Annotated in this window: 35 protein-coding genes; 14 read left to right on the forward strand and 21 right to left on the reverse strand. The window is 61.3% G+C overall.

All coding sequences use genetic code 11. The annotated features are described in order from the left end of the window. A partial coding sequence (locus ACR0LL_RS10295; protein ID WP_480586372.1) for a transposase family protein occupies window positions 1-357 on the reverse strand: 357 nt, incomplete at its 3' end. Between the two features lie 87 nt (window positions 358-444). Between ACR0LL_RS10295 and ACR0LL_RS10300 the strand changes: the two genes are divergently transcribed. Further along, the gene (locus ACR0LL_RS10300; RefSeq protein ID WP_480586717.1) at window positions 445-603 is read left to right on the forward strand and encodes a carbohydrate porin; all 159 of its coding nucleotides are present in this window, start codon (window positions 445-447) and stop codon (window positions 601-603) included. An 83-nt stretch (window positions 604-686) separates the two neighbouring features. On the opposite strand, the gene ACR0LL_RS10305 is transcribed toward ACR0LL_RS10300, so the two are convergent. The 3 genes from ACR0LL_RS10305 to ACR0LL_RS10315 are packed head-to-tail and all read right to left on the reverse strand — an operon-like array spanning window position 687 to window position 2,083. Continuing rightward, the gene (locus ACR0LL_RS10305) at window positions 687-1,016 is read right to left on the reverse strand and encodes a DUF1491 family protein (RefSeq protein WP_209598772.1); all 330 of its coding nucleotides are present in this window, start codon (window positions 1,014-1,016) and stop codon (window positions 687-689) included. After that, entirely contained in the window at window positions 1,013-1,921 is a 909-nt protein-coding gene (gene era / locus ACR0LL_RS10310; protein ID WP_480586375.1) for a GTPase Era, read from the reverse strand. The genes ACR0LL_RS10305 and era overlap by 4 nt, the downstream gene beginning before the upstream one ends. Window positions 1,922-1,954: 33 nt before the next feature. Further along, entirely contained in the window at window positions 1,955-2,083 is a 129-nt protein-coding gene (locus tag ACR0LL_RS10315) for a hypothetical protein (protein ID WP_480586378.1), read from the reverse strand. Here ACR0LL_RS10315 and ACR0LL_RS10320 point away from each other — a divergent pair. After that, entirely contained in the window at window positions 2,082-3,464 is a 1,383-nt protein-coding gene (locus ACR0LL_RS10320) for a multicopper oxidase family protein (protein WP_480586381.1), read from the forward strand. The two genes, ACR0LL_RS10315 and ACR0LL_RS10320, sit on opposite strands and share 2 nt — an antisense overlap. Window positions 3,465-3,466: 2 nt before the next feature. Here the strand turns inward: ACR0LL_RS10320 and ACR0LL_RS10325 are convergent, their stop codons facing one another. From ACR0LL_RS10325 to acpS, 4 genes are all read right to left on the reverse strand, one after another. Then, the gene (locus ACR0LL_RS10325) at window positions 3,467-3,985 is read right to left on the reverse strand and encodes an N-acetyltransferase family protein (RefSeq protein WP_480586384.1); all 519 of its coding nucleotides are present in this window, start codon (window positions 3,983-3,985) and stop codon (window positions 3,467-3,469) included. 22 nt (window positions 3,986-4,007) lie between these two features. Continuing rightward, window positions 4,008-4,685, reverse strand: coding sequence for a ribonuclease III (rnc, locus tag ACR0LL_RS10330; RefSeq protein WP_480586387.1), 678 nt, complete (start codon window positions 4,683-4,685; stop codon window positions 4,008-4,010). After that, window positions 4,682-5,521 (reverse strand): signal peptidase I, encoded by an 840-nt coding sequence (gene lepB / locus ACR0LL_RS10335; RefSeq protein WP_267366112.1) that lies wholly within the window; start codon window positions 5,519-5,521, stop codon window positions 4,682-4,684. Before lepB ends, rnc begins: the two co-directional genes overlap by 4 nt. Before the next feature lie 62 nt (window positions 5,522-5,583). Then, window positions 5,584-6,003 (reverse strand): holo-ACP synthase, encoded by a 420-nt coding sequence (acpS, locus tag ACR0LL_RS10340; RefSeq protein WP_209506227.1) that lies wholly within the window; start codon window positions 6,001-6,003, stop codon window positions 5,584-5,586. 126 nt (window positions 6,004-6,129) lie between these two features. Between acpS and ACR0LL_RS10345 the strand changes: the two genes are divergently transcribed. Further along, window positions 6,130-6,978 carry a CE1 family esterase gene (locus ACR0LL_RS10345; RefSeq protein WP_480586390.1) on the forward strand — a complete coding sequence of 283 codons (849 nt, stop codon included), beginning with the start codon at window positions 6,130-6,132 and terminating at the stop codon, window positions 6,976-6,978. A gap of 39 nt (window positions 6,979-7,017) precedes the next feature. Here the strand turns inward: ACR0LL_RS10345 and ACR0LL_RS10350 are convergent, their stop codons facing one another. From ACR0LL_RS10350 to folK, 6 genes are all read right to left on the reverse strand, one after another. Further along, window positions 7,018-7,644 (reverse strand): LysE family translocator, encoded by a 627-nt coding sequence (locus ACR0LL_RS10350; protein WP_480586392.1) that lies wholly within the window; start codon window positions 7,642-7,644, stop codon window positions 7,018-7,020. After that, a complete protein-coding gene (locus tag ACR0LL_RS10355) occupies window positions 7,641-8,387 on the reverse strand; it encodes a pyridoxine 5'-phosphate synthase (RefSeq protein ID WP_480586720.1) in 747 nt (248 codons plus the stop codon). The genes ACR0LL_RS10350 and ACR0LL_RS10355 overlap by 4 nt, the downstream gene beginning before the upstream one ends. Next, entirely contained in the window at window positions 8,387-9,079 is a 693-nt protein-coding gene (locus ACR0LL_RS10360; protein WP_480586395.1) for a DUF2062 domain-containing protein, read from the reverse strand. The genes ACR0LL_RS10355 and ACR0LL_RS10360 overlap by 1 nt, the downstream gene beginning before the upstream one ends. A gap of 16 nt (window positions 9,080-9,095) precedes the next feature. Then, entirely contained in the window at window positions 9,096-11,228 is a 2,133-nt protein-coding gene (locus ACR0LL_RS10365; RefSeq protein ID WP_267364077.1) for a RelA/SpoT family protein, read from the reverse strand. A 26-nt stretch (window positions 11,229-11,254) separates the two neighbouring features. Then, the gene (gene rpoZ, locus ACR0LL_RS10370) at window positions 11,255-11,608 is read right to left on the reverse strand and encodes a DNA-directed RNA polymerase subunit omega (protein WP_209506215.1); all 354 of its coding nucleotides are present in this window, start codon (window positions 11,606-11,608) and stop codon (window positions 11,255-11,257) included. Between the two features lie 94 nt (window positions 11,609-11,702). Further along, window positions 11,703-12,272, reverse strand: a complete 570-nt coding sequence (gene folK / locus ACR0LL_RS10375; RefSeq protein ID WP_267364075.1) for a 2-amino-4-hydroxy-6-hydroxymethyldihydropteridine diphosphokinase — start codon at window positions 12,270-12,272, stop codon at window positions 11,703-11,705. 145 nt (window positions 12,273-12,417) lie between these two features. Between folK and ACR0LL_RS10380 the strand changes: the two genes are divergently transcribed. From ACR0LL_RS10380 to ACR0LL_RS10410, 7 genes are all read left to right on the forward strand, one after another. Beyond that, a complete protein-coding gene (locus ACR0LL_RS10380; protein ID WP_267364074.1) occupies window positions 12,418-12,993 on the forward strand; it encodes a LabA-like NYN domain-containing protein in 576 nt (191 codons plus the stop codon). 189 nt (window positions 12,994-13,182) lie between these two features. Beyond that, window positions 13,183-14,133 (forward strand): 4-hydroxy-3-methylbut-2-enyl diphosphate reductase, encoded by a 951-nt coding sequence (ispH, locus tag ACR0LL_RS10385; protein WP_480483764.1) that lies wholly within the window; start codon window positions 13,183-13,185, stop codon window positions 14,131-14,133. Further along, window positions 14,130-14,582 carry a DUF3429 domain-containing protein gene (locus tag ACR0LL_RS10390; RefSeq protein WP_480586399.1) on the forward strand — a complete coding sequence of 151 codons (453 nt, stop codon included), beginning with the start codon at window positions 14,130-14,132 and terminating at the stop codon, window positions 14,580-14,582. The genes ispH and ACR0LL_RS10390 overlap by 4 nt, the downstream gene beginning before the upstream one ends. Further along, window positions 14,579-15,166 carry a class I SAM-dependent methyltransferase gene (locus tag ACR0LL_RS10395; protein ID WP_480586402.1) on the forward strand — a complete coding sequence of 196 codons (588 nt, stop codon included), beginning with the start codon at window positions 14,579-14,581 and terminating at the stop codon, window positions 15,164-15,166. Before ACR0LL_RS10390 ends, ACR0LL_RS10395 begins: the two co-directional genes overlap by 4 nt. Further along, a complete protein-coding gene (rnhA, locus tag ACR0LL_RS10400) occupies window positions 15,159-15,626 on the forward strand; it encodes a ribonuclease HI (RefSeq protein WP_480559673.1) in 468 nt (155 codons plus the stop codon). Before ACR0LL_RS10395 ends, rnhA begins: the two co-directional genes overlap by 8 nt. Further along, on the forward strand, window positions 15,623-16,246 hold the full coding sequence (locus ACR0LL_RS10405; RefSeq protein ID WP_480586405.1) for a trimeric intracellular cation channel family protein: 624 nt from the start codon (window positions 15,623-15,625) through the stop codon (window positions 16,244-16,246). The genes rnhA and ACR0LL_RS10405 overlap by 4 nt, the downstream gene beginning before the upstream one ends. 65 nt (window positions 16,247-16,311) lie before the next feature. Beyond that, on the forward strand, window positions 16,312-16,914 hold the full coding sequence (locus tag ACR0LL_RS10410) for a COG3904 family protein (protein WP_480586408.1): 603 nt from the start codon (window positions 16,312-16,314) through the stop codon (window positions 16,912-16,914). Window positions 16,915-16,974: 60 nt separating this feature from the next. On the opposite strand, the gene ACR0LL_RS10415 is transcribed toward ACR0LL_RS10410, so the two are convergent. Genes ACR0LL_RS10415 through def (ACR0LL_RS10435) form a run of 5 tightly spaced genes read right to left on the reverse strand, consistent with a single transcriptional unit; the run spans window position 16,975 to window position 19,431 of the window. Continuing rightward, window positions 16,975-17,211, reverse strand: coding sequence for a GlsB/YeaQ/YmgE family stress response membrane protein (locus tag ACR0LL_RS10415; RefSeq protein WP_480586410.1), 237 nt, complete (start codon window positions 17,209-17,211; stop codon window positions 16,975-16,977). Between the two features lies 1 nt (window position 17,212). Beyond that, window positions 17,213-17,449: a hypothetical protein gene (locus ACR0LL_RS10420; protein ID WP_267364066.1), complete on the reverse strand. Its 237-nt coding sequence runs from the start codon at window positions 17,447-17,449 to the stop codon at window positions 17,213-17,215. Window positions 17,450-17,459: 10 nt separating this feature from the next. Further along, window positions 17,460-18,368, reverse strand: a complete 909-nt coding sequence (gene fmt / locus ACR0LL_RS10425) for a methionyl-tRNA formyltransferase (protein ID WP_480586413.1) — start codon at window positions 18,366-18,368, stop codon at window positions 17,460-17,462. Between the two features lie 53 nt (window positions 18,369-18,421). Beyond that, the gene (def, locus tag ACR0LL_RS10430) at window positions 18,422-18,916 is read right to left on the reverse strand and encodes a peptide deformylase (RefSeq protein WP_480586415.1); all 495 of its coding nucleotides are present in this window, start codon (window positions 18,914-18,916) and stop codon (window positions 18,422-18,424) included. Further along, the gene (gene def, locus ACR0LL_RS10435; RefSeq protein ID WP_480586418.1) at window positions 18,913-19,431 is read right to left on the reverse strand and encodes a peptide deformylase; all 519 of its coding nucleotides are present in this window, start codon (window positions 19,429-19,431) and stop codon (window positions 18,913-18,915) included. Before def (ACR0LL_RS10435) ends, def (ACR0LL_RS10430) begins: the two co-directional genes overlap by 4 nt. 94 nt (window positions 19,432-19,525) lie before the next feature. Between def (ACR0LL_RS10435) and ACR0LL_RS10440 the strand changes: the two genes are divergently transcribed. Then, window positions 19,526-20,698 carry a MalY/PatB family protein gene (locus ACR0LL_RS10440; RefSeq protein ID WP_480586421.1) on the forward strand — a complete coding sequence of 391 codons (1,173 nt, stop codon included), beginning with the start codon at window positions 19,526-19,528 and terminating at the stop codon, window positions 20,696-20,698. A 151-nt stretch (window positions 20,699-20,849) separates the two neighbouring features. Here ACR0LL_RS10440 and ACR0LL_RS10445 read toward each other — a convergent pair whose 3' ends face one another. Further along, entirely contained in the window at window positions 20,850-21,203 is a 354-nt protein-coding gene (locus ACR0LL_RS10445; protein ID WP_480586424.1) for a hypothetical protein, read from the reverse strand. 212 nt (window positions 21,204-21,415) lie between these two features. On the opposite strand from ACR0LL_RS10445, the gene ACR0LL_RS10450 reads away from it, so the two are divergent. Continuing rightward, window positions 21,416-22,405, forward strand: coding sequence for a glutathione S-transferase family protein (locus ACR0LL_RS10450; protein ID WP_480586427.1), 990 nt, complete (start codon window positions 21,416-21,418; stop codon window positions 22,403-22,405). Here ACR0LL_RS10450 and ACR0LL_RS10455 read toward each other — a convergent pair. Further along, window positions 22,387-22,749 (reverse strand): response regulator transcription factor, encoded by a 363-nt coding sequence (locus tag ACR0LL_RS10455; protein ID WP_209506176.1) that lies wholly within the window; start codon window positions 22,747-22,749, stop codon window positions 22,387-22,389. The two genes, ACR0LL_RS10450 and ACR0LL_RS10455, sit on opposite strands and share 19 nt — an antisense overlap. 185 nt (window positions 22,750-22,934) lie before the next feature. Here ACR0LL_RS10455 and cobD point away from each other — a divergent pair, with 185 nt between their 5' ends. Both cobD and cbiB read left to right on the forward strand, forming a co-directional pair. Continuing rightward, window positions 22,935-23,900 (forward strand): threonine-phosphate decarboxylase CobD, encoded by a 966-nt coding sequence (cobD, locus tag ACR0LL_RS10460; RefSeq protein ID WP_480586430.1) that lies wholly within the window; start codon window positions 22,935-22,937, stop codon window positions 23,898-23,900. Next, entirely contained in the window at window positions 23,897-24,817 is a 921-nt protein-coding gene (gene cbiB, locus ACR0LL_RS10465) for an adenosylcobinamide-phosphate synthase CbiB (RefSeq protein ID WP_480586433.1), read from the forward strand. Before cobD ends, cbiB begins: the two co-directional genes overlap by 4 nt. The last annotated feature ends 3 nt before the right edge of the window (window positions 24,818-24,820 follow it).

Raw genomic sequence — 24,820 nt, forward strand, 5'->3', positions numbered from 1 at the left:
GCCCTCGACGTCCGGCAGGCGCGAGATGCCATGCCGTTGCAGGCATCGATGCAGCGCCGACCGCGTCAGATGCGGAATCGATGGCTGCAGAGCATAGAGGCAATCATCCAGAGGCAGCAGCGTATGACGCCGGAATGCGACGATCGTTGCCTCCTCGGCTTCGGTGAGAACGGTTGAACGCGGCTCCTTCGGCCCGGTCTTCAAGTCCTCCACTGTCGCCCGCTTGCGCCACTTCGCAACGGTCTTGGGATTGATGCCCAGTTCCTTGCTCAGCTGCGCGAGCGAAGCTTGCGATCGCTGTATTGCAGCTCTGACGGCGTGCGTGGTCGCGGCGCTCCCGTGACGAACTTGTCCCATAATGCTTCCTTCCATTCCTGAGAAAGGATCGCACCATCAAACCATGGGATCAAACACCTAGGGCTGAACTGGGCCGAAGCGAATGGCATTCCCGGCAGCCAGACAACGCTGGAAGCATTCTATCGCTTCTCGATTTCGCCTAGCCTCCAGATCACACCGCCGATCCAGTTCATCAACAATCCGCTGCTTAATCCCGGACGGTCTAGCATCACGATCGTTGGTCTGCGTGCTAGGGTTGTCTTCTAGCAGCGGATACGACTGTTGGGGTGGCCATTTCGTTGGGCGAGGAGCGCCCGCTTTGGGTTCAAAGCCGACATGCATCTGGCCCGCTACTCCAGCCCCTCTTCGCCCAGCAGGTGCCGGCCTTGCCGGTCTTCAACCTCGATCACCCAGAGGTCGGGGTCAAAGCTGCGCTGGCGCTGGATGGCGTGATCCACGTCGCCCTCGGGACCAGAGGACAGTTCGACCCATGTGCGTTCGCCGCTCATCAGATCAAAGCTGCGCTGAAAGGCGGTGGCCTGCCCGTCGAGCGTGTTGAGCTTGACCAGAACCGCGCCCGCGGTGTCATCGCCATGGGCCACAACAAAGGCGGGGATTTCCTGAAACCGGAGCCGCGCCAGATAGGCGTGAACCCAGAAATCGGCGGTCAGGCGGGTCATGCGTTACCGTCTTTGAAATCCAGACCCATTTCCGAGTAGCGCTCGGATTCCTCAAGCCAGTTGGGCCGGACTTTCACTTGCAGGAACAGGTGGATCTTGCGGTCGAGGAACTCTTCCAGTTCCGCCCGCGCGGCCTGACTGACGGCCTTGATCGTCTCGCCCTTCTTGCCCAGAACGATGCCCTTGTGACCGTCGCGCATGACATAGATGACCTGATCGATTCTGGCCGAGCCGTCCTTGCGTTCTTCCCAGTTTTCGGTCTCGACCGTCAGTTGGTAGGGCAGTTCCTGATGCAGGCGCAGGGTCAGCTTCTCGCGCGTCATCTCAGCCGCGATCATGCGCAGGGGCAGATCGGCGATCTGATCTTCGGGATAAAGCCACGGGCCTTCGTGCAATTCGCCCGCCAGCCATTTGCGCAGGTCGTCGACGCCGTGGCCTTTTTCGGCCGAGATCATGAAGGTTTCGGCGAAGGGGTAGCGCGCGTTCAGGTCGCTGGTCAGGGCCAGCAGTTTCTCGGACGGCACCTTGTCGATCTTGTTGATGGCCAGCGCGATGGTGCGGCCCTGCCCGATCTCGGCCAGCCCTTCGAGGATGCGTTCGACCCCTTCGGTGATGCCGCGATGCGCCTCGACCATCAGCACGACGATATCGGCATCGGCGGCCCCGCCCCAGGCGGCGGCGACCATGGCACGGTCCAGACGGCGGCGCGGTTTGAACAGGCCCGGCGTGTCCACAAAGACCAGTTGCGCGTCACCTTCCATCGCAACGCCGCGGATACGCGCACGCGTGGTCTGCACCTTATGGGTCACGATCGAGACCTTGGCCCCGACCATGCGGTTCAGGAGGGTGGATTTGCCTGCGTTGGGCTCTCCGATCAGGGCGATAAATCCGGCGCGTGTGGTCATATGTCTGGCAATCCTGTCTGCAACTGCGCCCCCCTATAGCAGAAAGGGGCGGCGGGCCAGAGGGATTTGTCGCATTGCGGCCCTGCGTTTGCGGTGGCAGGACAGGCTCAGATGCCCAGCCAGTTCCAGCCCGGCAGCAAATCCTTTCAGTGAGGTTGTCATGAAACGTCGCGAGTTTCTTCTTGGAAGCGGTGCAGCCGCTGGCGCGTTTGGGTTGGGCGGATGGTCGCTGGCAGCAGGTGATGCAGCACAGGAACTGGTGCTGCAGCGTGCCAGTTACCGGCTGCGCGAAGGGCTGACCACGGGGATGGTCAGCCTGTCGCCCGATGCGCCGCCGCCGGTTCTGCATGGGCGGCAGGGCGAGCCTATGCGGCTGAACGTGCGCAACACCTTGCCGGATTACACTTCGATGCACTGGCACGGGCTGCGTATTCGAAACGAGATGGACGGGGTACCCTACCTGACCCAGATGCCCATCGGCGAGGGTGAAAGTTTCACCTATGAGTTCACGCCACCGGATGCGGGGACCTACTGGTATCACCCCCATTGCATGACGATGGAGCAGATGGCGCGCGGGCTGACCGGCGTGATGGTGATTGCCGAGCCGGAAGAGCCGGGGTTCGACAGCGAACAGGTGATCAATCTGCGGGATTTCCGTCTGGACGAGGATGACGCGTTCCTGCCGGCCTATACGGCGCGGGGTGCGGCGCGGGCGGGCACGTTTGGTACGGTGCAGACCGCCAACTGGCAGAGCACGGCAGTTTATGAGCACGCGGCGGGCAGTCTGGTGCGGCTGCGGGTGGTCAACACGGACACGACCCGCATCTATAAGCTGCATCCCGAGGGGGCCGAGACCCGGATCATCGCCTGGGACGGGCATCCGGTCGAGATCGATCTGCCGGTGCCAACGGCGGACGAACCGCTGTTGCTGGGCCCCGGTCAGCGAGTGGATTTTGCCGTCCGGATACCCGAGGGCGAAGGACAGTCGGCGGAGCTGATGGCCAAGTTTCCCGGCCAGCCGCACCGCGCCATGGCGCGCTTGCGGGCGACCGGCACATCAGCGGCGCGTGATCTGAGAGAGCTGCGCCCGCTGCGTGCAAATCCCGTTGCGCGCCCCGATCCGGACCGTGCGGAATTGCATGAGTTCGTCTTTGGCTGGACCCCCGAAGGCGGTGCCCCGAATGACGGGTTCTGCGGCACGCTGGGGTATAGTTTCTGGTCGATCAACCGCAAACCCTGGCCGGGTGATGCAGCGCAGGGCACCGGGCCGCTGGCGGTTCTGGAACAGGGCAAAAGTTATGTCCTGCGGCTGCGCAACGAGTCGCCCAACCTGCATCCGATCCACCTGCACGGGCTGGCCTTCGTGCCGCTGCGATCCAATCTGCGCACCCTGCCACCGCTGATGACCGACACGATGCTGCTGTTGAAGGATGAGGTGGCGGATATCGCACTGGTGGCGGACAACCCTGGCGACTGGGCGTTTCATTGCCATGTGATCGAACATCAGAAAACCGGGCTGACCGGGTTTATCCGGGTGGAGTGATCTTAGCGACGCTCTGGCATGTTCAGCGCCAAAACATGGTTGGGATAGGCTTGGTCCCCGATGCGAAAATCTGTGACACCGACTTGTCGGAACCCCTTGGCCAGATAGAAATCGATTGCGGGCTTGTTCTCGGAATTGGTCGTCAGCCAGATCGCATTCCGGCCTTTGTCCCGCGTATAGTCGACCGCAACGTCCAATAGTGCTGAACCGATGCCTTTTCCGTGATGGCGAGGCTGGACGTAAAACGTCACAATCTCTAGATCAGACAGCCCATCAAGAGGTGCAACGCGTTCTTCAGCCAGCCGAATGTAACCGTCGATCCCATCTTCGTTTTCAGAGACCATCAAAAGGTCTTTCCCATCTTCCAGAAGGGATTCGAACCGGGCCGCTGTGAACTCGGACAGAGCGAACTCGGCAAAGAAGGAGTTCACGCCACGCCGCAAATAGGTGCCGACCCAGACTTCGATCGAGAGTGCCGCAAGGCTAGCGGCGTCCGACTTTTGTGCCGGTCTGATCTTCATGTGCCGGGATCCGCGCTACAGATCAAACCAATTGCCCCAGCAACGCCTTGGCGGCCGCCTGTTCGGCCTGGCGCTTGGAGCCTGCGGTGGCTTGTGCCTCGGTTCCGTCCTGAAGGCGGGCGGCGATGGTGAAGACGGGGGCGTGGTCGGGGCCGCTGCGTTTGACCTCGACATAGCTGGGCGGTTTCTGGCCGCGCGCCTGTGCCCATTCCTGAAGCGCTGTTTTGGCGTCACGGGCGTCGGCCTCGACCTTGTGGATGCGGTCGCCCCAGAGGGCGAGGATGACATCGCGGGCGGCTTCGAACCCGGCGTCGCGGTAGATGGCAGCAATCACCGCCTCCATCGCGTCGCCCAGCAGCGCCTGTTTGCGGCGCCCCCCCGAGAGCATCTCGGACCGGCCCAGTTTCAGCACCGCGCCCAGATCGATCTGGCGGGCGACATCTGCACAGGCCTCTTTCCGGACCAGCGCGTTGAACCGGGGCGCAAGCTGGCCTTCGGAGGCTTTCTTGTCGGCCTCAAGCAGCGCGGTGGCCATGACAAGGCCCAGTACGCGGTCGCCCAGAAACTCCAACCGCTGATTGTCGGGCCGGGTCGACGATGAGACCGAGCCGTGGGTCAGCGCACGCACCAGCAACTCGGGGTTGGCAAATTCATACCCCAAACGCTGCTGAAACGCCTTTATCTCGGCTGAGAGCTTCAATTGACCGCCTTGAAGAAGCGATCCCCGCGCCAGGTCCAGAAGAACAGCATAGACCGGCCGGCGGACGAGAACATGATCCGGTCGGCGCGACCGATCAGGTTTTCGTAGGGCACATAGCCAACCCCGCCAGCGGATTGCGGCAGGCGGCTGTCAGCCGAGTTGTCGCGGTTGTCGCCCATGAAGAAATAATGGCCTTCGGGCACGGTATAGATGCCGGTATTGTCCGACCCCTGATTGCCGATATTCAGCACGTCATAGGTGACGCCGTTGGGCAGGGTTTCAATCAGGCGCGACTTTTCACAGGCGCCGCCAACGCCAACGGGGCCGTTTTCGCAGCGGGGGCGCAGGCGTTGCGGGCCCTGTGGTTCGGCGATTTCGGTGAATATGCCGTCAGGCTGTTGCGGAACCGGTGTGCCGTTGAGGATGATCTGCCCCTCGCGGACCTGAATGCGGTCGCCCGGCAGGCCGATCAGGCGCTTGATATAATCGCGCCCGCTAACCGGGTGGCGGAAGACGATGACATCACCGCGCACGGGATCGCCGCCCCAGATGCGGCTGCCGTCATCACCCTGCATCCAGCCGCAGAGATCTTCGGCGTCGATATTCAGGCCTACACTGGGAATGATCAGGCTGGGGCATGAGGCGTAGGAATAGCCGTAGGCCATCTTGTTGACGAAGAGGAAATCGCCGATCAGCAGCGTCTGCTTCATCGAACCGGAGGGAATCCAGAACGGTTGAAAGAAGAGTGTCCGGAACACGCCCGCGATCAGCAGGGCATAGACGATGGTCTTGATCGTTTCCCAGACGCCGCTTCCGGTTTTGGCTTCGTCGGCCATACTGCTCTCTCCAGTTCTCTGTGCTTGGCTTCGCTGCTACATGCGGGGGGGATGGGGTCAAGTCAAGGCTGTGTGACGTGATCTTGCAGGGGACGCGCCTCGATCACGACAAAGGCCTGTGCCCAGGGGTGGTCATCGGTCAGCGTGACGTGGATGATCGCCTCGTGCCCTGCGGGGGTCAGTTCGTTCAGGCGTTCGGCGGCCCAGCCGGTGACATGCATCACCGGCTGCCCGGTGCGCAGGTTGGTGACGGCCATGTCCTTCCACGAAATGCCCATGCGCAAGCCGGTGCCGAGCGCCTTGGAACAGGCCTCTTTCGCGGCCCAGCGCTTGGCATAGGTGCCTGCGGTATCGGCGCGGCGTTCGGCCTTGCGCTGTTCGGTGTCAGTAAAGACACGGTTGCGGAACCGGTCGCCGAAACGATCGAGCGTGCCCTGAATGCGGTCGATATTTGCAAGGTCTGTGCCGATGCCGAGGATCATGTGGCTCTCATTTCTCTGGTCGGGCCAATCAACGGCAATTGATGACCACACGCAAGCGGTTGGTTGCCGCATTCCGTGATATACTTTACCGGAATGTTCAATTTTTACGTTGGTACGGGGGGCGCAATGTCGAAAATTCCGTTCATGGCAATCGCGGTGGCTGGCATTGTCGCAAGCACCGTTTCCCCCGCTTTTGCACAGGATTGCGGAACCGAGGATACCCCCTGTCAGGTAGGACAGTTGTCCTATCGGGTGGTTCTGCCCGAGGCCGCGCCCGAGCCGCCAGCTGTTATCTATCTGCATGGCTATGGTGCAACGGCGAATTCAGCCGTGAATCTTTCCGGCCTCGCGGCGGCCTTTACCGACCGCGGCATCGCCTTTATCGCGCCGAACGGTCAGGTCGACATTGGCAACCCCAAGGTGTTGGACTGGGGGGTGCATGATGGCTATCGCTGGCCGCGGGATGACCTGGCCGCGCTGGAGCAGATCAAGGAAGACGCCATTGCCCGTTTCGACCTGAACGCAGATCGCATTTTGCTGGCGGGGTATTCACGCGGCGGATCACTGGTTTGGGACAAGGCCTGCACGGATCATTCCTTTGCCTTTGCCTATGCCTCGGCATCAGGGGCCTTTTGGGAGCCAATGTGGCGGCGGTGCAGCGGCCCGGTTCACATGCATCATTCCCACGGATTTGCAGACCGGACCGTCCCGCTGGAGGGGCGTTTTGTGACCTTTGGGGACTATGATTTCGAACAGGGCAGCGTTTTGAAATCCATTGAAATTCTGACCAGAACCAATGGATGCGGGCAGATGGCAAACAGCGTTGCAACAGAGGGCGCAACCTGGCGAAAGAAGTGGAGCAAGTGTCAGGACGGCTCTGTCACCCTGGCGCTGGGGCCACATGGCCACGGCAGGCAACCCGGTTGGGCAAATGCCGTGGCGGATTGGTTTCTGGAAATCTCGAACGCGCCCTAGCGCTTCCACCGGATTTTGCCGAGATCTATTTCGCCTGCTTTACGACAACCGCACCGTCAGGATCTTGTAACTCGCCACGCCAAAGAACCCGGCGAAGGCGAAATCGAACCAGCGGCGGGCGCGGCGGTAGGTGCGGACCATGCGGGCGGATGAGAACAAAAACGCATAGCCGATGAAGATCATCAGTGATCCCGCGTACAGCATGGCGAAATAGCCCAGCAGCATCGGCAGGCTGGCATCGCTTGGCGCGACGATGGCATAGATCGACCCCCAGCTGAGGATTGCCTTGGGGTTGGTCAGGTGGATCGCTGCACCTTTGGTAAAGATCGTGGGCAGCGTGCCGGTGACCGGTTTGCCCAGGGCGACCTCATCATCCGAGGTCATCGCGCGTTTCAGGGCCTTCAGCGCCAGCCAGCCCAGATAGGCCACGCCGACATAGCGGATCACCTCGAACAGCCAGACATTGGCCAGCATGACCGCCGACAGGCCCAGCGCTGCGGCAATGCCCCAAGCGGCCGATCCGGCGCAGATGCCAAGGGCAAAGGCCAGCCCGGCGGTGCGGCCTTCGTTCATGGCGGTTCCGGCAATGCCCATCGTGGCCGGGCCCGGCGAGCCCCCGGCCATCAGCCAGGCGAACCAGATGGCGATAAAGCCGGGGGTGATCACGCGCGTGCCTCGTCCATCAGACGGCGCATTTCCCGAATGGCGGGGGTGAGACCCAGAAAGATCGCCTCGCCAATCAGGAAATGCCCGATGTTCAGTTCCATGACCTCGGGGAAGGCGGCAACCGGCTTTACGGAGTCGTAGGTCAGGCCATGGCCTGCATGGACCTCGAGCCCCAGAGAATGGGCAAAGGTGGACATCTGGCGCAGCGATTCAAGCTCGCGCGCGGCGGCGTCCATGCGGCCTTCGGCGTGGGCGTCGCAATAGGCGCCGGTGTGCAACTCGATCACCTCGGCACCGATGCGGTGCGCGGCCTCGATCTGGCGCTGATCCGCGGCGATGAAGATCGACACGCGGCACCCGGCCTCGCGCAGGGGGGCGATGAAATGGGCCAGCTTGTTTTCCTCGCGCGCGACTTCGAGCCCGCCTTCGGTTGTGCGTTCCTCGCGCTTTTCGGGAACGATGCAGACGGCGTGCGGCTTGTGGCGCAGGGCGATTTTCTGCATCTCATCGGTGGCGGCCATTTCAAAGTTCAGAGGCACCGACAGAACCTCCATCAGGCCGTCGATATCGGCGTCCGAGATATGGCGGCGGTCTTCGCGCAGATGCGCGGTGATGCCGTCGGCGCCGGCCTCTTCTGCCAGCTTGGCGGCGCGCAGCGGGTCAGGATAGGCCCCGCCGCGCGCGTTGCGCACGGTGGCGACATGATCGATATTCACACCCAGACGCAGACGGCTTTCGGACATCATTTGGTTCCTTTTGCAGATTTTCGCCCCGACCTTAGCGATCTTGGCGCGGGACTGGCAGATGTTTCTCCGGCCAGACGTTTGATTTCTTCAAACTTTGCCTTGATCTTCGCGCGGCGGCGCTGCTGGTAGGTCAGGATCAGCGGCAGGCTGAGGTAGTAGCAGATGATGCCCGCCACGATACCGGGGATGATGCCGCCAATCATGTAGGGATAGAAAACGTCATCGTAGAACTGCCCCAGCCCGTGCCAGTCGGCCACGCGATCAGTGAAGAGCGCAAGAAGGTTGTCCTTGAGGTCACCGATGGCGTCGGCAAATTTGCCCATCAGCCCCTGCGTGTCGCCTTCTTCATATTCGGTGCCCAGCAGGAAATGCCCGGTTTGCAGGCAGATCACCCCAATCGGGACATAGGTCAGGGGGTTGCCAAAGAACGTGCCGCTGAGCGCGGCCAGAATATTTCCCTTGATCAGCCGCGCACCAATTGCCGCAACCAGAAAGTGCAGCCCGTAAAACGGCGTGAAGGATGCGAAAACGCCCGCCCCGATGCCGCGGGCGATCCGGTCAGGGGAATCCGGCAGGCGGCGGACACGGTGTTTGACATAGTGGAAGGCGCGGGTCCATCCGCCACGCGGATAGACGAGTTCCGATGCGACCTGAACAGGAGAGCGTCGGTCTCGGCGCTTGAATACCACCCGTGATCACCCCTTCTCAGCCAGCCGCGGTCGCGGTTTTGGTCCGGTCCCGATAACGCTCGACCGCTGCAACATCGCTTTCAGCCTCAAGCATCAGCATCAGCGAATGCAACTGTTCAAGGTCGCGCAGTTCGACATTGATCAGCAGGCGGTAAAAATCCGGTTTGCGGTCCACAAATTCCAGGTTCGAGATATTGGCCTTTTTCTCGCCGATCAATGTGCAAATGCGCCCCAGAACCCCGGCATCGTTGCCGATGGTCAGATCCAGTGTCGCCCCATAGACGGCCGGGTGCGTACCAGAGTGCCAGTGCAGATCGACCCAGCGTTCCGGTTCGCTTTCATATTGGCTGAGCTTGTCGCAGTCGATGGCGTGCACCACAACACCCTTGCCCCGGTAGGTGATGCCGACGATCCGTTCGCCCGGCAGCGGCTGACAGCAGGGCGCGCGGTCGAATTTCTGGCCGGGTTCAAGACCGATCACGGCACGCCGCAGCGGAATGGCATCGCCGTCATCCTGAGCTAGTTCGGGATAGACGGCCTGAACCACCTCATGAGCGGTCAGTTCGGCACTGCCCAGACGGGCCAGCAATTCATGCCGGTCTTTCAGGCGCAGGTGCTTGGCGGCGGTATCAAGCGCCTTGTCGGTGGCCTTGCGCCCCACATGGTCAAAGCCCGAGCGCGCCAGTTCCTTGCCCAGCTTGATGAATCGTTCGCGATCCACTTCGCGCAGGGCGCGGCGGATGGCGGTACGGGCCTTGCCGGTGACAGCGATCTCAAGCCATGTGACCTGCGGTGTCTGCCCGTCAGCGGTGATGATATCGACCGACTGGCCGTTCTTCATCCGCGTCCAGAGCGGCACGCGAATGCCATCGACCTTGGCCCCCACACAGGCATGGCCGATCCGGGTGTGGATGGCATAGGCGAAATCGATCGGGGTCGCACCGCGCGGCAGTTTCACCACGTCGCCCTTGGGGGTGAAGCAGAAGACCTGGTCCGAATACATCTCGAGCTTGACGGCTTCGAGGAAATCTTCGTGATCGTCCTCGTTGTCGAATTGCTCGGTCAGGTTGGATATCCACTTCGCCGGGTCGACGGCAAAGGGGTTTTCCGTGCGCACCCCGTCCCGGTAGGACCAGTGCGCCGCAACGCCGGTTTCGGCCACATCGTGCATCTGGCGGGTGCGGATCTGAACCTCGACCCGTTTGCCATCGCGGCCTGAAACGGTGGTGTGGATTGAACGGTAGCCGTTCGATTTCGGCTGGCTGATATAGTCCTTGAACCGACCCGGCACCGCGCGCCAGCGCTGATGGATGGCCCCAAGCGTGCGATAGCAGTCTTCTTCCGTCTGGGTGATGATGCGGAACCCGTAGATATCCGAGAGGCGCGAGAAGCCCTGATCCTTTTCCTGCATCTTGCGCCAGATCGAATAGGGTTTCTTGGCGCGGCCGAAGACTTCGGCCTCGATGCCCGCCTTTTCCAGCTCGTGACGCATGTCACCGGTGATGCGGTGGATCACATCGCCGGTTTCACGTTGCAGCGTGATAAAGCGACGGATGATCGACTGGCGGCCTTCGGGGTTCAGGACGCGGAACGCGAGGTCTTCGAGCTCCTCGCGCATCCATTGCATCCCCATGCGGCCCGCAAGCGGCGCATAGATATCCATCGTCTCGCGCGCTTTCTGAACCTGCTTTTCGGGCCGCATCGCCTTGATCGTGCGCATGTTGTGCAGACGGTCGGCCAGCTTGACCAGAATGACCCGCAGGTCCTTGGACATGGCCATGAACAGCTTGCGGAAATTCTCGGCCTGCTTGGTTTCGCGGCTGGACAGTTGCAGGTTGGTCAGCTTGGTGACGCCGTCGACCAGCTTGGCGACCTCATCCCCGAACAGATCGGACACCTTGCCGTAATTGGCCTTGGTGTCTTCGATCGTGTCATGCAGCAAAGCCGTAATGATCGTCGCATCATCCAGACGCTGTTCGGTCAGGATGGCGGCAACGGCAACAGGGTGGGTAAAGTAGGGCTCGCCAGAGTGGCGGAATTGCCCTTCGTGCATCTGCTGGCCAAACTCATAGGCCAGCGCGATACGTTCAGCATTCGTCTTGGGATTGTAGTTGCGGACCAGCGCAATCAGATCGTCAGCAGAAATCATCCGGTCCGCACCTTCGTCTTTGGAGCTTACCCCTGCCCTTGAGCCTCCATCAGAGCGCGCAGGAGCTTTTCTTCGGACATGTCGTCCATCGCAGGCTTGTCCGACTCGGCACCCATCAGCAGCGCCATCTGATCTTCTTCCGGCTCATCAACCTCGATCTGGGTCTGGTTGGCCTCGATCAGGCGTTCGCGCAGAGCGTCTGCGCCTTGGGTCTCGTCGGCGATTTCGCGCAGGGACACGACAGGGTTCTTGTCGTTGTCGCGGTCAACGGTAATCGCGGCACCGGCAGAAATCTCGCGCGCCCGATGGGCGGCCAGCATTACCAGTTCGAACCGGTTTGGAACCTTGTCTACGCAATCTTCAACCGTCACGCGGGCCATTGGGCGCTCTCCGTTTCTGAGTCCATGTCAGGAAGGGGTTTATCTAAGCGCGATTCCGCGCCTTGACAAGCAGGAAATGCTGCATTTGCAGGGATCACAGCGGCGTAACCGCCGCAACCTCGGACGGGGGCAGGTCGTCGACCATCTGGGAAACCGTTCGATCAAGCACGGGGTGGCGCCAGTCGGGCACAATATCCGCCATCGGCACAAGCACAAAGGCGCGGTCCTGAAGGCGCGGATGCGGCAGGATCAGTTGATCCGGTGCCTCTTGCCGCTGTGCCTCGGGCGGCAGGGTCAGCCAGCGGTCGAACAGGGCGCGGTCGGGCAGTATCTGATCACCATAGCAAACAAGATCCAGATCCAGCGTCCGCATTCCCCAGCGCTGCACCCGTTCACGGCCGCACTCGTGTTCAACCTCGTGCAGCACGCGCAAAAGCTGGGCCGGAGATTTGTCGGTTTCGATCAGCACAGCCGCATTCACGTAGTCTGGACCTGCGCCAGCGGGGAAGCAGGGTGTCGCAAAAAACCGGCTGACAGAGCGAATCACTACGCCCTGTTGCGAAAGTGCGTCAATTGCGCGCTGTAGCGTTACAGCGGGCCCATTTCCTCTCAGATCGAGATTTGCGCCCAATGCCACAACCGCATTTGGCAAAGAATTGTACATATGCTACCCTATATTCGACACATTGCATACTTGCGATAAGCGACAAAACTTCTAATTATAAGCTCACCAGATTACGTCAATTTGTAAAACACCCACTCACTCACGTAACGCGGCGCAGTCTGGATTATACCGGAAGGACCTATTTATGTTTTATAAGGACGAACGGCTAGCGCTGTTCATCGACGGCTCGAATCTTTATGCCGCGGCAAAAGCACTCGGTTTTGACATAGACTACAAACTTCTGCGGCAGGAATTCATGCGCCGTGGCAAGTTGCTTCGGGCTTTCTACTATACAGCGCTGCTTGAAAACGACGAGTATTCACCGATCCGCCCATTGGTTGACTGGCTGCATTACAATGGCTTCACCATGGTCACCAAACCGGCCAAGGAATACACCGACAGCATGGGGCGTCGGAAAGTCAAAGGAAACATGGATATCGAGCTGACAGTCGATGCCATGGAACTGGCACCGCGTGTGGATCATATCGTGCTGTTCTCGGGTGACGGGGATTTCCGCCCGCTGATCGCCAGCCTGCAACGTCAGGGCGTTCGCGTGTCGGTCGTGTCAACGATCCGCAGCCAGCCGCCGATGATTTCGGACGAGCTGCGCCGTCAGGCCGACAACTTCATCGAGTTGGAAGATCTGCGTGACGTGATCGGTCGCCCGCCGCGTGAAATGCCGACAGAGCATCGCAGCGTCGCGGTTGCAGGCGGCAGCTGATCCGGCACCACTGCCTGTTGATGGGAAAAATTCGCGCGGTCAGGACCGGGGTCCTGGCCGCGCTTCTTTAACTAAGGATTGGTGCTGAAACATCCTCTGACTAACAACGATTCGTGTCAGATGAATGACAATGTCCTGTCTGGACCAAGGCCGGGAAAAGACTTACCTGTGCCCTAAGGAGACAGCCGAATGACCAAGCCGCCACTGACACTTTACCTGGCCGCCCCCCGCGGGTTCTGCGCCGGTGTGGACCGCGCCATCAAGATCGTTGAAATGGCCCTGCAGAAATGGGGGGCACCGGTCTATGTGCGCCACGAGATCGTGCATAACAAATTCGTGGTCGACGGGTTGCGGGCCCAAGGGGCTGTGTTTGTCGAAGAACTGCATGAATGCCCCGATGACCGCCCGGTGATCTTTTCCGCCCATGGTGTGCCGAAATCGGTACCTGCAGAAGCCGCGCAGCGTGAGATGATCTATGTGGATGCCACCTGTCCGCTGGTGTCGAAGGTTCATGTCGAGGCGCAGCGCCATGCGGATGCGGGATTGCAGATGATCATGATCGGCCACAAGGGCCATCCCGAAACCGTTGGCACCATGGGACAGCTGCCCGAGGGTGATGTGCTGCTGGTCGAAACGGTCGAGGATGTGGCCGCCGTGCAGGTACGCGACCCCGACGCGCTGGCCTTTGTCACCCAGACCACCCTGTCGGTGGATGATACCAAAGACATCATCGCAGCCCTTCAGGCCCGGTTCCCGGCCATTGTCGGGCCGCATAAGGAAGACATTTGCTATGCCACGACCAACCGGCAGGAGGCCGTGAAGGCCGTGGCCCCCAAGGCCGATGCGCTGCTGGTTGTGGGGGCTCCGAACTCGTCCAATTCCCGCCGTCTGGTCGAGGTTGCATCGCGCGAGGGGTGCAAATACGCACAGCTGGTCCAGCGCGCGACCGAAATCGACTGGCGCGCTTTGCAGGGCATCAAAAGCGTTGCGGTGACCGCAGGCGCATCGGCCCCGGAATTGCTGGTGAACGAGGTGATCGACGCCTTCCGCGATCACTATGATGTCACTGTCGAGCCGGTCGAGACCGCAACCGAAAACGTCGAGTTCAAAGTACCGCGCGTGTTGAGGCAACCGGCGTGATCGGCGTGCCGAAGGCGCCGCTCTATCTGGGGCTGGCGGGACTGGTCCCGTTTGTCTGGGGCGCGCTGACCTATCTGAACGGTGATCTGAACGCCTGGGGCACGCGCAGCTTTGGCCCACGCTTTGTTGGCCCTTATGTGCAGCTGTTCTATGGCTCGGTCATCCTGAGCTTTATGTCAGGTGTGCTGTGGGGCTTTACCACCAAGACCTCGGGCAGCAAGGCGGCGCTGTGTTATGGGCTGTCGGTCCTGCCTGCGCTGTGGGCCTTTGCCATGACAGGCGGCGGGCCGATCACTGCAGGCACCAATCTGATCTACGGGTTCACCGGCTTGCTGCTGCTGGACGCCCTGTTTTCATACTGGCGGCTGACGCCGGTCTGGTGGATGCAGCTGCGTATCCTGCTGACCGCAGTCGTTTTGGCCAGCCTAGCCCTAGGAGTGTACCTGTGAGCGACAAACGCACGATTGATGCCTATACGAGCAGAGTAAACGAATATCTGGCCATTCCTCTGCCAGCCGAACAGCTCAAGACCCGTCAGGATTTTGCCGATGCGGTCGGTGCGGGCGGCTATGTGCTGGATCTGGGGTCAGGCCCCGGATCGGACAGCGGTTTCCTGATGCGTCAGGGGCTGAAGGTGCGGGCGCTGGATGCCACCCCCGCCTTTGTCGAACATGCCCGCCGGAACGGGGTGGACGCGCATCTGGGTACGTTCGACGATGTTACCGAAATCGCCGAATATGATGGTGTCTACGCCAGTTTTTCCCTGCTGCACGCGCCGCGTGCGGATTTTCCGCGTCACCTGAAAGCGATCCACACGGCCCTGAAGCCCGGCGGCCAGCTGTTTCTGGGCATGAAGCTGGGCACGGGCGAGCATCGTGACGATCTGGACCGCTATTACACCTATTACTCGGAAGCCGAGATCCGAGAGGCGCTGACCCAGGCCGGGTTCACGATTGACCGCACGGTCGAAGGGATGGGCAAGGGTCTGGCCGGGTCGTACGACGGGTTTATTCTGGTGTTCGCCCATGCCTGAGTTGTTTGCCTATACAGATGGCGCCTGTTCCGGCAATCCCGGCCCCGGAGGCTGGGGTGTGCTGCTGCGCGCGATGAACGGCGACAGCGTTCTGAAAGAGCGGGAACTGAACGGCGGCGAGGCCGAGACCACCAACAACCGGATGGAGTTGCTGGCTGCCATCAGCGCGCTAGAGACGCTGGAGCGCCCGTCAAAGATCACCATTGTCACCGACAGCGCCTATGTGAAGAACGGCGTCACCGGCTGGATATTCGGCTGGAAGCGGAACGGCTGGAAAACCTCGAACAAGAAGCCGGTCAAGAATGTCGATCTGTGGCAGCGACTGGACGAGGCGCAGGATCGCCACGACGTGACATGGGAATGGGTCAAGGGCCATGCGGGCCATCCCGAAAACGAAAAGGCCGATGAACTGGCCCGCGCAGGCATGGCGCCCTTCAAGCCGAAAAAGGCGCAGGCGTGAGCGCGCTGACGCTGCTGGATTATGCCTCGGTTCTGATCTTTGCGCTGACCGGGGCGCTGGTGGCCAGCCGGGCTCAGCTGGATCTGGTGGGTTTTGCCTTCATGGCCTGCCTGACCGCAGTTGGCGGCGGCACGGTGCGCGACCTGCTGCTGGACCGGCACCCGATCTTCTGGGTCGGCCAGCCGGATTACATCCTGATCGCCGTCGCGGCGGCGGTGTTTGTGTTCTTTACCGCGCATCTGGTGGAAAGCCGCTATAACTGGCTGGTCTGGCTGGACAGTTTCGCGCTGTCGGTCGCCGTTGCGGCCGGAACCGGTGCCGCGCTGTCACTGGATCAGCCCGGTATCATCGTCGTGCTGATGGGTGTAACGACAGGGTGTCTGGGCGGGCTGATGCGCGACGTGGTCTGCAACGAGGTGCCGCTGGTGCTGAAACAGGGCGAACTTTACGTCTCGTGCGCATTTGTGGGGGCGTTGACGGCGGTACTTGCGGTCAGGCTGGGGCTGGAGCCCGCCTTTGTATTGGGCATGTGCGCCCTTGTGTGCTGGGCCTTGCGGGCAGGGTCGCTGGTGTTTGGCTGGCAGTTGCCCGTCTACAAAAGCCGCCCGCCCCGCAACTGAACCTGTCGGTGGACGCGACCGGGGCGGGCTGATAGCTGTTTGAAACACGCAGCCCGGAGGCCAAATTGTCGTTCAGACTTACATCGATAGCGGTCTCACTGGCTTTGCTGGCCTCATGCGGCACATATTATGCACCTGTCCGCTTTGTTGCCGAGGGTGACCGGATCATCGCCTCGGGTACGATTGACGAAACGACGCTGTCCGCTTTTGAAGACGTCACCGCCGAAAATCCCGAAGCGCGCACGCTGGTGCTGCAATATATCGAGGGGTCGGTGGATGACGACGCCAATGTCATCTTCAGCCGCGAGGTGCGCAGGGCCGGGTTCGATACTGTCGTGCCCTCGGACGGTCTGGTTGCCAGCGGCGGCACCGATCTGTTCCTGGCCGGACGCCGCCGCGTTTTGCAACCGGGGGCCTGCGTCGGTGTTCACAGCTGGGCCGGATCGGGGCTGGTGGCCACGGAGCTGCCCAAGGATGACCCGGAACATGACCGCTATCTGGATTATTTCAGGGACATCGGCGTGGATGAGGCGTTTTACTGGTACACGCTATATGCGGCCCCGGCCGACAGCATCCACTGGATGACCGCCGCCGAGGCGAACCGGTTCGATATGACGACGAAAACAGCCCCGGCGCTTGGTTCAGCGCTGGAGTGCGACGAGCGCTGATCTGCTGCGCTATCTGTCGAGTGAAGGTTTCAGGGACGGAATGCGCGGCCCAGGAATACATCAGCGGCGCAGGTAGGTCTGCCAGATCCAGATCACCAGCAATGCGCCCAGAACCGCACCCACAAAACCCGACATCCAGCCCATGACGGTTATCAGAAACCGCAGAACGAACCCACCGATCAGGGCGCCTATGACACCGATCAGCATGGTGGTTGGAATGTCCGCCTCGATCCGCATCAGGCGGGTGGCGAGGAACCCCGCGGCAGCGCCGATGATGACCAGGGCGACGATGGGCATGTCATTTCCTCCAATGCGTCGGCACGATGATCAGGGCGCCGATAGACGAGATCACCGCATCCAGACCCGGAGGGCCAAAGCTGATACCGAACATGATGCGAATGAAGTAGAACAGGAACGCCCCGCCCACGCAGATGATGATCGACTGAAGATAGCCGTTATGGGTGAATCCGGTCTGTTCGGACAGATATCCGACGATCCCGGCAATCACGACGGTCCCCATCATCACCATGAACATCGGGCTTCTCCTAGGTCAGGCGGGTGCCGGTGGGAATGGGCCAGCCCCGCAGGAAGGTTTCCCTATCCTGCGCGCCTTTGCCCGCCCGTTGCAAGCGCAGCAGTTCGACCGCGCCCTGACCGCAGGCCACGTGCAGGTGGTCGTTCAGAACCTCACCCGCTGCGCCCTGCCCGTCTGCCAGCCGCGATGCCAGCAGCTTGATGCGTTCGCCATTCATTTCGGTCCATGCGCCGGGAAAGGGTGACAGCCCGCGGATTTGCCTGTCGACCTCGACCGCCGGGCGGGTCCAGTCGATGCGGGCCTCGGACTTGTCGATCTTGGCGGCATAGGTCACGCCATCCTCGGGCTGCGGTTCCTGTATCAGGTCCGGCAGCTTGGCCAGCGCCTCGACGATCAGCGCGGCCCCCATGGCCGAGAGCCGGTCATGCAGATGCGCGGTGGTTTCTTCAACCTCAATCGCGGTTGCCTGTCGCAACAGGACCGGGCCGGTGTCCAGACCGGCCTCCATCTGCATGATACAGATCCCGGTTTCGGCATCGCCGGACATGATCGCCCGGTGGATCGGGGCGGCACCGCGCCAGCGCGGCAGCAGGCTGGCGTGGATGTTCAGGCAGCCGTGTCGCGGCGCGTCCAAAATGGGTTGCGGCAGGATCAGGCCATACGCGACGACGACGGCGATATCGGCGTTCAGCGCGGCAAATGCGGTCTGTTCGTCAGCGGATTTCAGAGAGGTTGGGTGGCGAACGGACAGGCCCAGCGCCTCGGCCCGGGCGTGAACCGGCGTCGGGCGGTCTTTCTTGCCACGCCCGGCGGGGCGCGGGGGCTGACAGTAGACGGCGGCGATGTCGTGCCCGGCCCTGACGAGTGCGTCCAGCACCGGGACCGAAAAATCAGGGGTTCCCATGAAGATGATGCGCATCGTTGGCTCCGGCAGTTGGGACGGGTGCCGGGCTGAAGCCCGGCCTACAGACGTCAGGTTTGTTTGCGTGCCTTGCGCAGCAGCATGTCACGCTTGACCTTGCTGAGCCGATCGAAATACATCCGCCCGTTCAGGTGGTCGATCTGATGCTGCACGCTGGTCGCGTCGATCCCGACGAAATCGCGGCGGTCCAGCATGCCATGTTCGTTCAGGAACTTCACGGTCACCGCGCGCGGGCGTTTGATTGTGGCCGAGACGCCGGGCAGGTTCGGGCTGGCCTCTTCATGTTCGCGCAGCTCGATCGAACTGTGCAGGATTTCCGGGTTTGCCAGACGCACGGCCCGGCCCCGTTCGGCAGAGCCGTCAACAACGGCCAGCCGCAGCATCACCCCGATCTGTGGCGCGGCAAGACCGACGCCGGGCATCGCCTCCATCGTGTCGATCATGTCGTCCCAGATGGCGCGGATCTCATCGGTGATCTCGGGCACCTCATCCGCCTTGGTGCGCAGGCGTTTGTCAGGCCATGGCAGGCAGGTACGAACGGTCATGCACGGGCCCGTTCGCGTTTGAGCTTTTGCATCTTGCGGGTGATCATCTGCCGTTTCAGCGGCTTGAGATAGTCGATGAACAGCTTGCCGTTTAAATGATCGATCTCGTGCTGAACGCAGGTGGCCCAGAGCCCGTCAAAGGTTTCCTGTTGCAGGTTTCCGTCGCGGTCCATCCATGTCACATCGACCACTTTGGGGCGCGTCACCTCGGCGTATTGATCGGGGATCGACAGACAGCCTTCCTCGTAGACATTGGTTTCTTCCGAGGACGCGATGACCTGCGGGTTGAACATGATCAGGGGACGCGGCGCCTCGCCTTCTTCCTTGACGCAATCCAGCACGATCAAGCGATCCAGCACGCCGATCTGTGGCGCGGCAAGGCCAACACCGGGGGCGTCATACATCGTTTCCAGCATGTCATCGGCCAGCGCGCGCAGGTCGTCCGTGAGGTCGGCCACCGGGGCGCAGACCTTCTTGAGACGGGGGTCGGGATAGATCAGGATGTTACGTTTCATGAGGCTGATTTAGGGCATCGTGACCCGCGCCGCAACGCCCCCCTTGCACCTGCCCGAATTGAGGTTAGCTTTCGGTCGAGAAAATGGAGCTGACATGACTTTCAACGACCAGATCGACCGCCGGGGCACCAACAGTACCAAATGGGACAAGATGGAGATGCTGTACGGTGTCTCGCCCGAGGACGGGCTGGCCATGTGGACAGCCGATTCCGATTACCCGACGGCCCCCTGCGTGATCGACGCGTTGCGCAAGGCCGCAGATCACGGCGTGTTCGGGTATTCCTGGGCGCACCCGGAGTATCTGGCCTCGGTCCAGTGGTGGATGAAAACCCGCCACGACTGGGAGATTGACACGGACTGGGTTCTGACGACCCAGGGTCTGGGCAATGCAATCGCCCTGTCGCTGGATGTCTGGACCGAGCCGGGTGATCGCATCGTGACCTTCACCCCTGTCTACCATGAGTTTGCCCATAAGGTGAACAAGGCGGGCCGCCGGATTGTGGAATGCCCGCTGGTGCGTGACGGCGACAGCTATGGGCTTGATCTCGAAGACGCGCAGTCGCGGCTGGACGGGTCCGAGAAGATGTTGCTGTGGTGTTCGCCGCAGAACCCGTCGGGCCGGGTCTGGACGCCAGAGGAACTGCGCGCTGTGGCCGCATTTGCCGAGCGCAACGGGTTGATCCTTGTCTCGGACGAGATCCACCACGATCTGGTCTATCCCGGTGCCAAATTTGTGCCGATGGATGTGGCGGCCCCGGATGCGCGGCCATGGACGGTGACGCTGACGGCGGCATCGAAGACCTTTAACATTGCCGGGCAGCGCACCGGCAACATGATCATTCCCGACCCCAAACTGCGCGAGGCGATGAAGCATCGGCTGACAACGCTGGATTATGGCCCCAGTGCGTTGGGTGTGGCGATGATCACCGCCGCCTACAGCCCGGCCGGCGCGGAATGGGCAGATGCCCAGATCGCGCATCTGGACGGAAACAGGCGTCTGTTCGACCAGACCATAGCCGAAATTCCGGGCCTGTGGTCGATGCCCTTGCAGGCGACCTATCTGGCCTGGGTCGACTTTTCCGGCACCGGCATGGATCACGCTGAATTTGTCCGCCGATTGCGCGAGGATGCGCGGATTGCAACCTCGTCAGGGCCGGGCTTTGGCACTGGCGGAGAAACGTTTGAACGGTTCAACCTGGCCACGCAACGAGCGCGGGTCGAGGACGCCTGCGCGCGGCTGAAACGGGCCTTTGGCGACCTGCAATAATCCAAGCGGTGTCTGGTTTGACTGGCCTCACGATGGACCGCGCCTGTTGTCCGGGCGCGGACCTGAATGGCGAAATCCATAGCGATAGCCAGCCTAACGGCCTGTTGGGCGTTACCCTGACCGAACCCGGTACTACGATAGAACTCCGAGCTTAGTCTTCGTAGCCCAGCAACGCGATGGGCGCATCCGGGGCGCGGTAGAAATCCAGCGGTGCCTTGTCATGGGCGGCGGTGCTGCGTTTGAATTCATACCGCATCTCGCCGCCTTCATCCTCATCGGCAATGATCAGGCATTGATACAGAAGATTGGCCCCGTCATAGATATCGACCAACCCGCGCAGACGCGGTGTCGTTTCCGCCTCAACCGTGAAACCATCTTTCCACAATTTGAGAATTTTATAGGTATTGTCGCCCATCTGGACACGAAGGCGACTGGCCTTTTTCAATGTAGCGATTCGGGCGGCGTCCAACTCGGCGCGTATTTCCTTTGAAACATAAGTACTCATTAAATCATTCCCCCGCTAATGACCTCTATTGTGCGGGAACTGTTGTAAAAATCCAGTGAACGCGTTCAAGCAACGGGCTGTGCCTGCGGTTTGTTGCACAGAAATCCCAGCATTGCCTGTGCGCGCATGCAGGTCTTGTGCGCGGGCAAATGCATAGGAACAGGCGGGGCTTGGACCTATCTTTGGCCAAATGCCTATGCGGAGGATGAGATATGGGCCTGCTGGTCGATGGAAAATGGCAAGACACCTGGTATGACACCAAATCCACGGGTGGCGCATTCAAACGCAGCGCGGCGCAGTTTCGCAACTGGCTGACCGCTGATGGCCGCGCGGGACCGTCGGGCAAAAGCGGGTTCCGGGCCGAAGCCGGGCGGTATCACCTGTATGTCAGCCACGCCTGCCCCTGGGCGCATCGCACCCTGATCTTTCGCGCGTTGAAGGGGCTGAGCGATCTGGTTCCGGTTTCGGTCGTACATCCCGACATGCTGGATCACGGCTGGACCTTTGAGGCGGATGATCACGGTGCCACGGGTGACCGTCTTTACGGGCTGAGCTATGCACATCAGATCTATACCAAGGCGGATCCGTCCTATTCCGGTCGCGTCACAGTGCCGATCCTGTGGGACAAGGCGCAAGAGACCATTGTTTCGAACGAAAGTTCGGAAATCATCCGCATGTTCAATTCGGCCTTCAACGACATCACTGGCAATACGGACGATTACTGGCCCGAGGCGATGCGGGACGAGATCGAGGAGGTCAATGCGCGCGTCTATTCAGACGTCAACAACGGCGTCTACAAGTCGGGCTTTGCCACCTCCCAAGCGGCCTACGACGCCGCCGTGGGCCCGTTGTTCGACACGCTGGACTGGCTGGAAGGGCGTTTGGCGCGGAACCGGTATCTGATGGGGGACCGGATCACCGAGGCCGATTGGCGGTTGTTCACAACCCTGATCCGCTTCGACCCGGTCTATCATCTGCATTTCAAGTGCAACAGGCAGCGCCTGATCGATTATCCAAACCTATGGGCCTATACGCGGGAGCTGTATCAATGGCCCGGTGTCGCCGAGACCGTGAACATGGATCACATCGTGCGCCACTATCACTACAGCCATGACAGCATCAATCCGCACCGCATCATTCCGGTGAACCCGGTGCTGGATTACATGGAGCCGCATGGGCGCGATCAGCGCCCGGCGGCGTAATGTTCGACCATCGCCGCCAGATCCTCTGGCGGCGTTTCGCTTTGAACATAGGCACAGGCATTGGGACTGTGCGCAAAAATCGACCCGTCGGAAAAGAAGGTGGTGTTGGTGACAAAAATCACCCGCGCCTCGGGGCGGCGATAGCTGGCAAAATCGGCCACAGCCAATGCGCTTCCGGTTTCCAGAACCAGATCCAGCACGATGATATCAAAATCCGTGCCATAGAGCGCCAGAATGGCGGCCTCCTGAGCGTCAACCAGCGTGACTTCGGCGTCTTGCCGCTCCAGATGTCTTTTCCAGACCCGACCAAGGTCGGGGTTACTCTCAACAATCAGAACTTTCATTTGCAACAACCTCGGCACTTGGTATGGTGAGTGGTGCCGACCCCCGTGGTCCGTGATCTCGTTATTTCCTTAACAAAGTGTTAACAGCAGCCGCACGCTTGCGTGTTCGGGCGGATTTGCTTGTGTAAATGGCAAAAATCCGCTTGAAGCACCCCGAAACCGGTCAATCCCCGCAGAGAGAGCAGATGAGTACACTTGATCACGGCTTGGACCCCCGCGCAGTTCGCGACCACGGCGGGGGGCTGGACAGGGCGATTGTCAGGTATGGCGGAGCGCGTGCAGATTGGATCGATCTGTCGACCGGAATCAATCCGCATCCTTACGCCGTTGCGGGCCTGACCGCCGGGGATTGGGCCGAATTGCCGGATCACGGTGCCTTTGAACGGCTGAGTGATGCGGCCCGCAGGTTCTGGAACGTGCCGCAGGGGGCTGCAATCCTGCCGGCGCCCGGTGCATCGGCTGTCATCTCTCGTATCCCTGCGCTTGCCACGCCAGGGCGTGTCCAGATCACACCGCCCACCTATAACGAACACGCCGCCGCCTTTTCGGCGCAGGGGTGGCGTGTTCAGCCTGAGGGCGCGGCTGACGCCCGCGTGATCGTGCATCCCAATAACCCGGATGGGCGCATCTGGCAGGAACGCGATGTCTCGGCCCCGCTGACCGTGATCGACGAGAGCTTTTGCGATGTCACGCCAGAGGCATCGTTGATCCATATGGCGGAACGTCCCGGCGTGATCGTGCTGAAGAGTTTTGGCAAGTTCTGGGGGCTGGCCGGGATGCGGCTTGGGTTTGCCATCGGGCGGCCTGAGTTGATCAACCGCCTGAACGACCTGACCGGACCCTGGTCGGTGTCCGGCCCGGCCCTGCGGGTTGGAACGCAAGCCCTGTCGGACGATGACTGGGCCGATGCCACACGCGCGCGACTGGCGGATGAGGCGGCCCGGCTGGATGCGCTGATGCTGACCAGGGGCGCGGAAATTGTCGGTGGCACCAGCCTGTTTCGTCTGTATCGGGTTGATGACGCCTTGGGGTGGCAGGACCGGCTGGCCCGCGCCCAAATCTGGAGCCGTATCTTTCCTTATTCAACAACCTTTCTGCGTCTGGGTCTGCCACCGGAAAAGGGGTGGGACAGGCTGGAGGCCGCGCTGTGAGCCCTGCCCTGATGCTGGTCTGCGCCATGTGTCTGGACGCCACTCTGGGAGAGCCCGACTGGCTCTGGTCCCGCGTCAAACACCCGGCGGTGATGATCGGCAACCTGATCGGATGGCTGGACAAACGCCTGAATTACGGGCGCGGTCGGCGGTTGAAGGGGGTGGCGGTGCTTGCCCTTCTGATCTGCGGCGCATGGGGCCTTGGGTGGGGTCTGTCCCTGCTGGGGCCGGTGGTTGAAATTCTTGGCTGCGCGATTCTGCTGGCGCAAAAGTCGCTGGTTGCCCATGTCCGCGCGGTTGGTGACGGGTTGCAAACCTCGCTGGAAGACGGGCGGGCGCAGGTGGCTATGATCGTCTCGCGCGACACGCAGGATATGACCGAAGCACAGGTGGCGCGTTCCGCCATCGAAAGCGCGGCAGAGAACCTGAGCGACGGGGTCATTGCCCCTGCATTCTGGTTTCTGGTCGCCGGGCTTCCGGGGTTGCTGGTGTACAAGGCGGTGAACACCGCCGACAGCATGATCGGCTATCGCACCGAAACGTACCGTGATTTTGGCTGGGCCGCGGCCCGGTTCGACGACCTGCTGAACCTGATCCCTGCCCGCCTGACCTGCGTGATGATCGTGGCACTGTCCGGCCAATGGTCGCGCTGGTTTGAGATGGTGCGGGATGCGCAACGCCATATTTCGCCCAATGCTGGCTGGCCCGAAGCCGCCATGGCCCGCGCCCTGAATGTCGCGCTGGCAGGGCCGCGCAGCTATGACGGTCAGGTGCGCGATCTGGCCTGGGTCAATGGCGACGCCCCGCGCGAGATCGGCGCATCAGAAGTTTTTCGCGCATGTGACATGCTCTGGCGGGTTTGGGGGCTTGCGCTTGCGCTCGTGTCAGTGTGGGTTGGGGCCGAACTGATATTCTGACGG

The sequence above is a fragment of the Ruegeria sp. AI2 genome (assembly GCF_056541275.1).

Excerpts from the sequence above, each read along its gene's own strand:
- rpoZ (WP_209506215.1), bottom strand. The coding sequence starts at position 11,608 with ATGGCCCGCGTGACGGTTGAAGATTGCGTAGACAAGGTTCCAAACCGG.
- ACR0LL_RS10455 (WP_209506176.1), bottom strand. The coding sequence starts at position 22,749 with ATGAAAGTTCTGATTGTTGAGAGTAACCCCGACCTTGGTCGGGTCTGG.
- ACR0LL_RS10450 (WP_480586427.1), top strand. The coding sequence starts at position 21,416 with ATGGGCCTGCTGGTCGATGGAAAATGGCAAGACACCTGGTATGACACC.
- ACR0LL_RS10355 (WP_480586720.1), bottom strand. The coding sequence starts at position 8,387 with ATGTCCGAAAGCCGTCTGCGTCTGGGTGTGAATATCGATCATGTCGCC.
- ACR0LL_RS10445 (WP_480586424.1), bottom strand. The coding sequence starts at position 21,203 with ATGAGTACTTATGTTTCAAAGGAAATACGCGCCGAGTTGGACGCCGCC.
- ACR0LL_RS10345 (WP_480586390.1), top strand. The coding sequence starts at position 6,130 with ATGTCGAAAATTCCGTTCATGGCAATCGCGGTGGCTGGCATTGTCGCA.
- ACR0LL_RS10315 (WP_480586378.1), bottom strand. The coding sequence starts at position 2,083 with ATGACAACCTCACTGAAAGGATTTGCTGCCGGGCTGGAACTGGCTGGG.
- ACR0LL_RS10440 (WP_480586421.1), top strand. The coding sequence starts at position 19,526 with ATGACTTTCAACGACCAGATCGACCGCCGGGGCACCAACAGTACCAAA.
- folK (WP_267364075.1), bottom strand. The coding sequence starts at position 12,272 with ATGTACAATTCTTTGCCAAATGCGGTTGTGGCATTGGGCGCAAATCTC.
- ispH (WP_480483764.1), top strand. The coding sequence starts at position 13,183 with ATGACCAAGCCGCCACTGACACTTTACCTGGCCGCCCCCCGCGGGTTC.
- def (WP_480586415.1), bottom strand. The coding sequence starts at position 18,916 with ATGACCGTTCGTACCTGCCTGCCATGGCCTGACAAACGCCTGCGCACC.
- era (WP_480586375.1), bottom strand. The coding sequence starts at position 1,921 with ATGACCACACGCGCCGGATTTATCGCCCTGATCGGAGAGCCCAACGCA.
- cobD (WP_480586430.1), top strand. The coding sequence starts at position 22,935 with ATGAGTACACTTGATCACGGCTTGGACCCCCGCGCAGTTCGCGACCAC.
- ACR0LL_RS10415 (WP_480586410.1), bottom strand. The coding sequence starts at position 17,211 with ATGCCCATCGTCGCCCTGGTCATCATCGGCGCTGCCGCGGGGTTCCTC.
- ACR0LL_RS10420 (WP_267364066.1), bottom strand. The coding sequence starts at position 17,449 with ATGTTCATGGTGATGATGGGGACCGTCGTGATTGCCGGGATCGTCGGA.
- ACR0LL_RS10325 (WP_480586384.1), bottom strand. The coding sequence starts at position 3,985 with ATGAAGATCAGACCGGCACAAAAGTCGGACGCCGCTAGCCTTGCGGCA.
- fmt (WP_480586413.1), bottom strand. The coding sequence starts at position 18,368 with ATGCGCATCATCTTCATGGGAACCCCTGATTTTTCGGTCCCGGTGCTG.
- acpS (WP_209506227.1), bottom strand. The coding sequence starts at position 6,003 with ATGATCCTCGGCATCGGCACAGACCTTGCAAATATCGACCGCATTCAG.
- lepB (WP_267366112.1), bottom strand. The coding sequence starts at position 5,521 with ATGGCCGACGAAGCCAAAACCGGAAGCGGCGTCTGGGAAACGATCAAG.
- ACR0LL_RS10305 (WP_209598772.1), bottom strand. The coding sequence starts at position 1,016 with ATGACCCGCCTGACCGCCGATTTCTGGGTTCACGCCTATCTGGCGCGG.
- ACR0LL_RS10320 (WP_480586381.1), top strand. The coding sequence starts at position 2,082 with ATGAAACGTCGCGAGTTTCTTCTTGGAAGCGGTGCAGCCGCTGGCGCG.
- ACR0LL_RS10380 (WP_267364074.1), top strand. The coding sequence starts at position 12,418 with ATGTTTTATAAGGACGAACGGCTAGCGCTGTTCATCGACGGCTCGAAT.
- rnhA (WP_480559673.1), top strand. The coding sequence starts at position 15,159 with ATGCCTGAGTTGTTTGCCTATACAGATGGCGCCTGTTCCGGCAATCCC.
- def (WP_480586418.1), bottom strand. The coding sequence starts at position 19,431 with ATGAAACGTAACATCCTGATCTATCCCGACCCCCGTCTCAAGAAGGTC.
- ACR0LL_RS10365 (WP_267364077.1), bottom strand. The coding sequence starts at position 11,228 with ATGATTTCTGCTGACGATCTGATTGCGCTGGTCCGCAACTACAATCCC.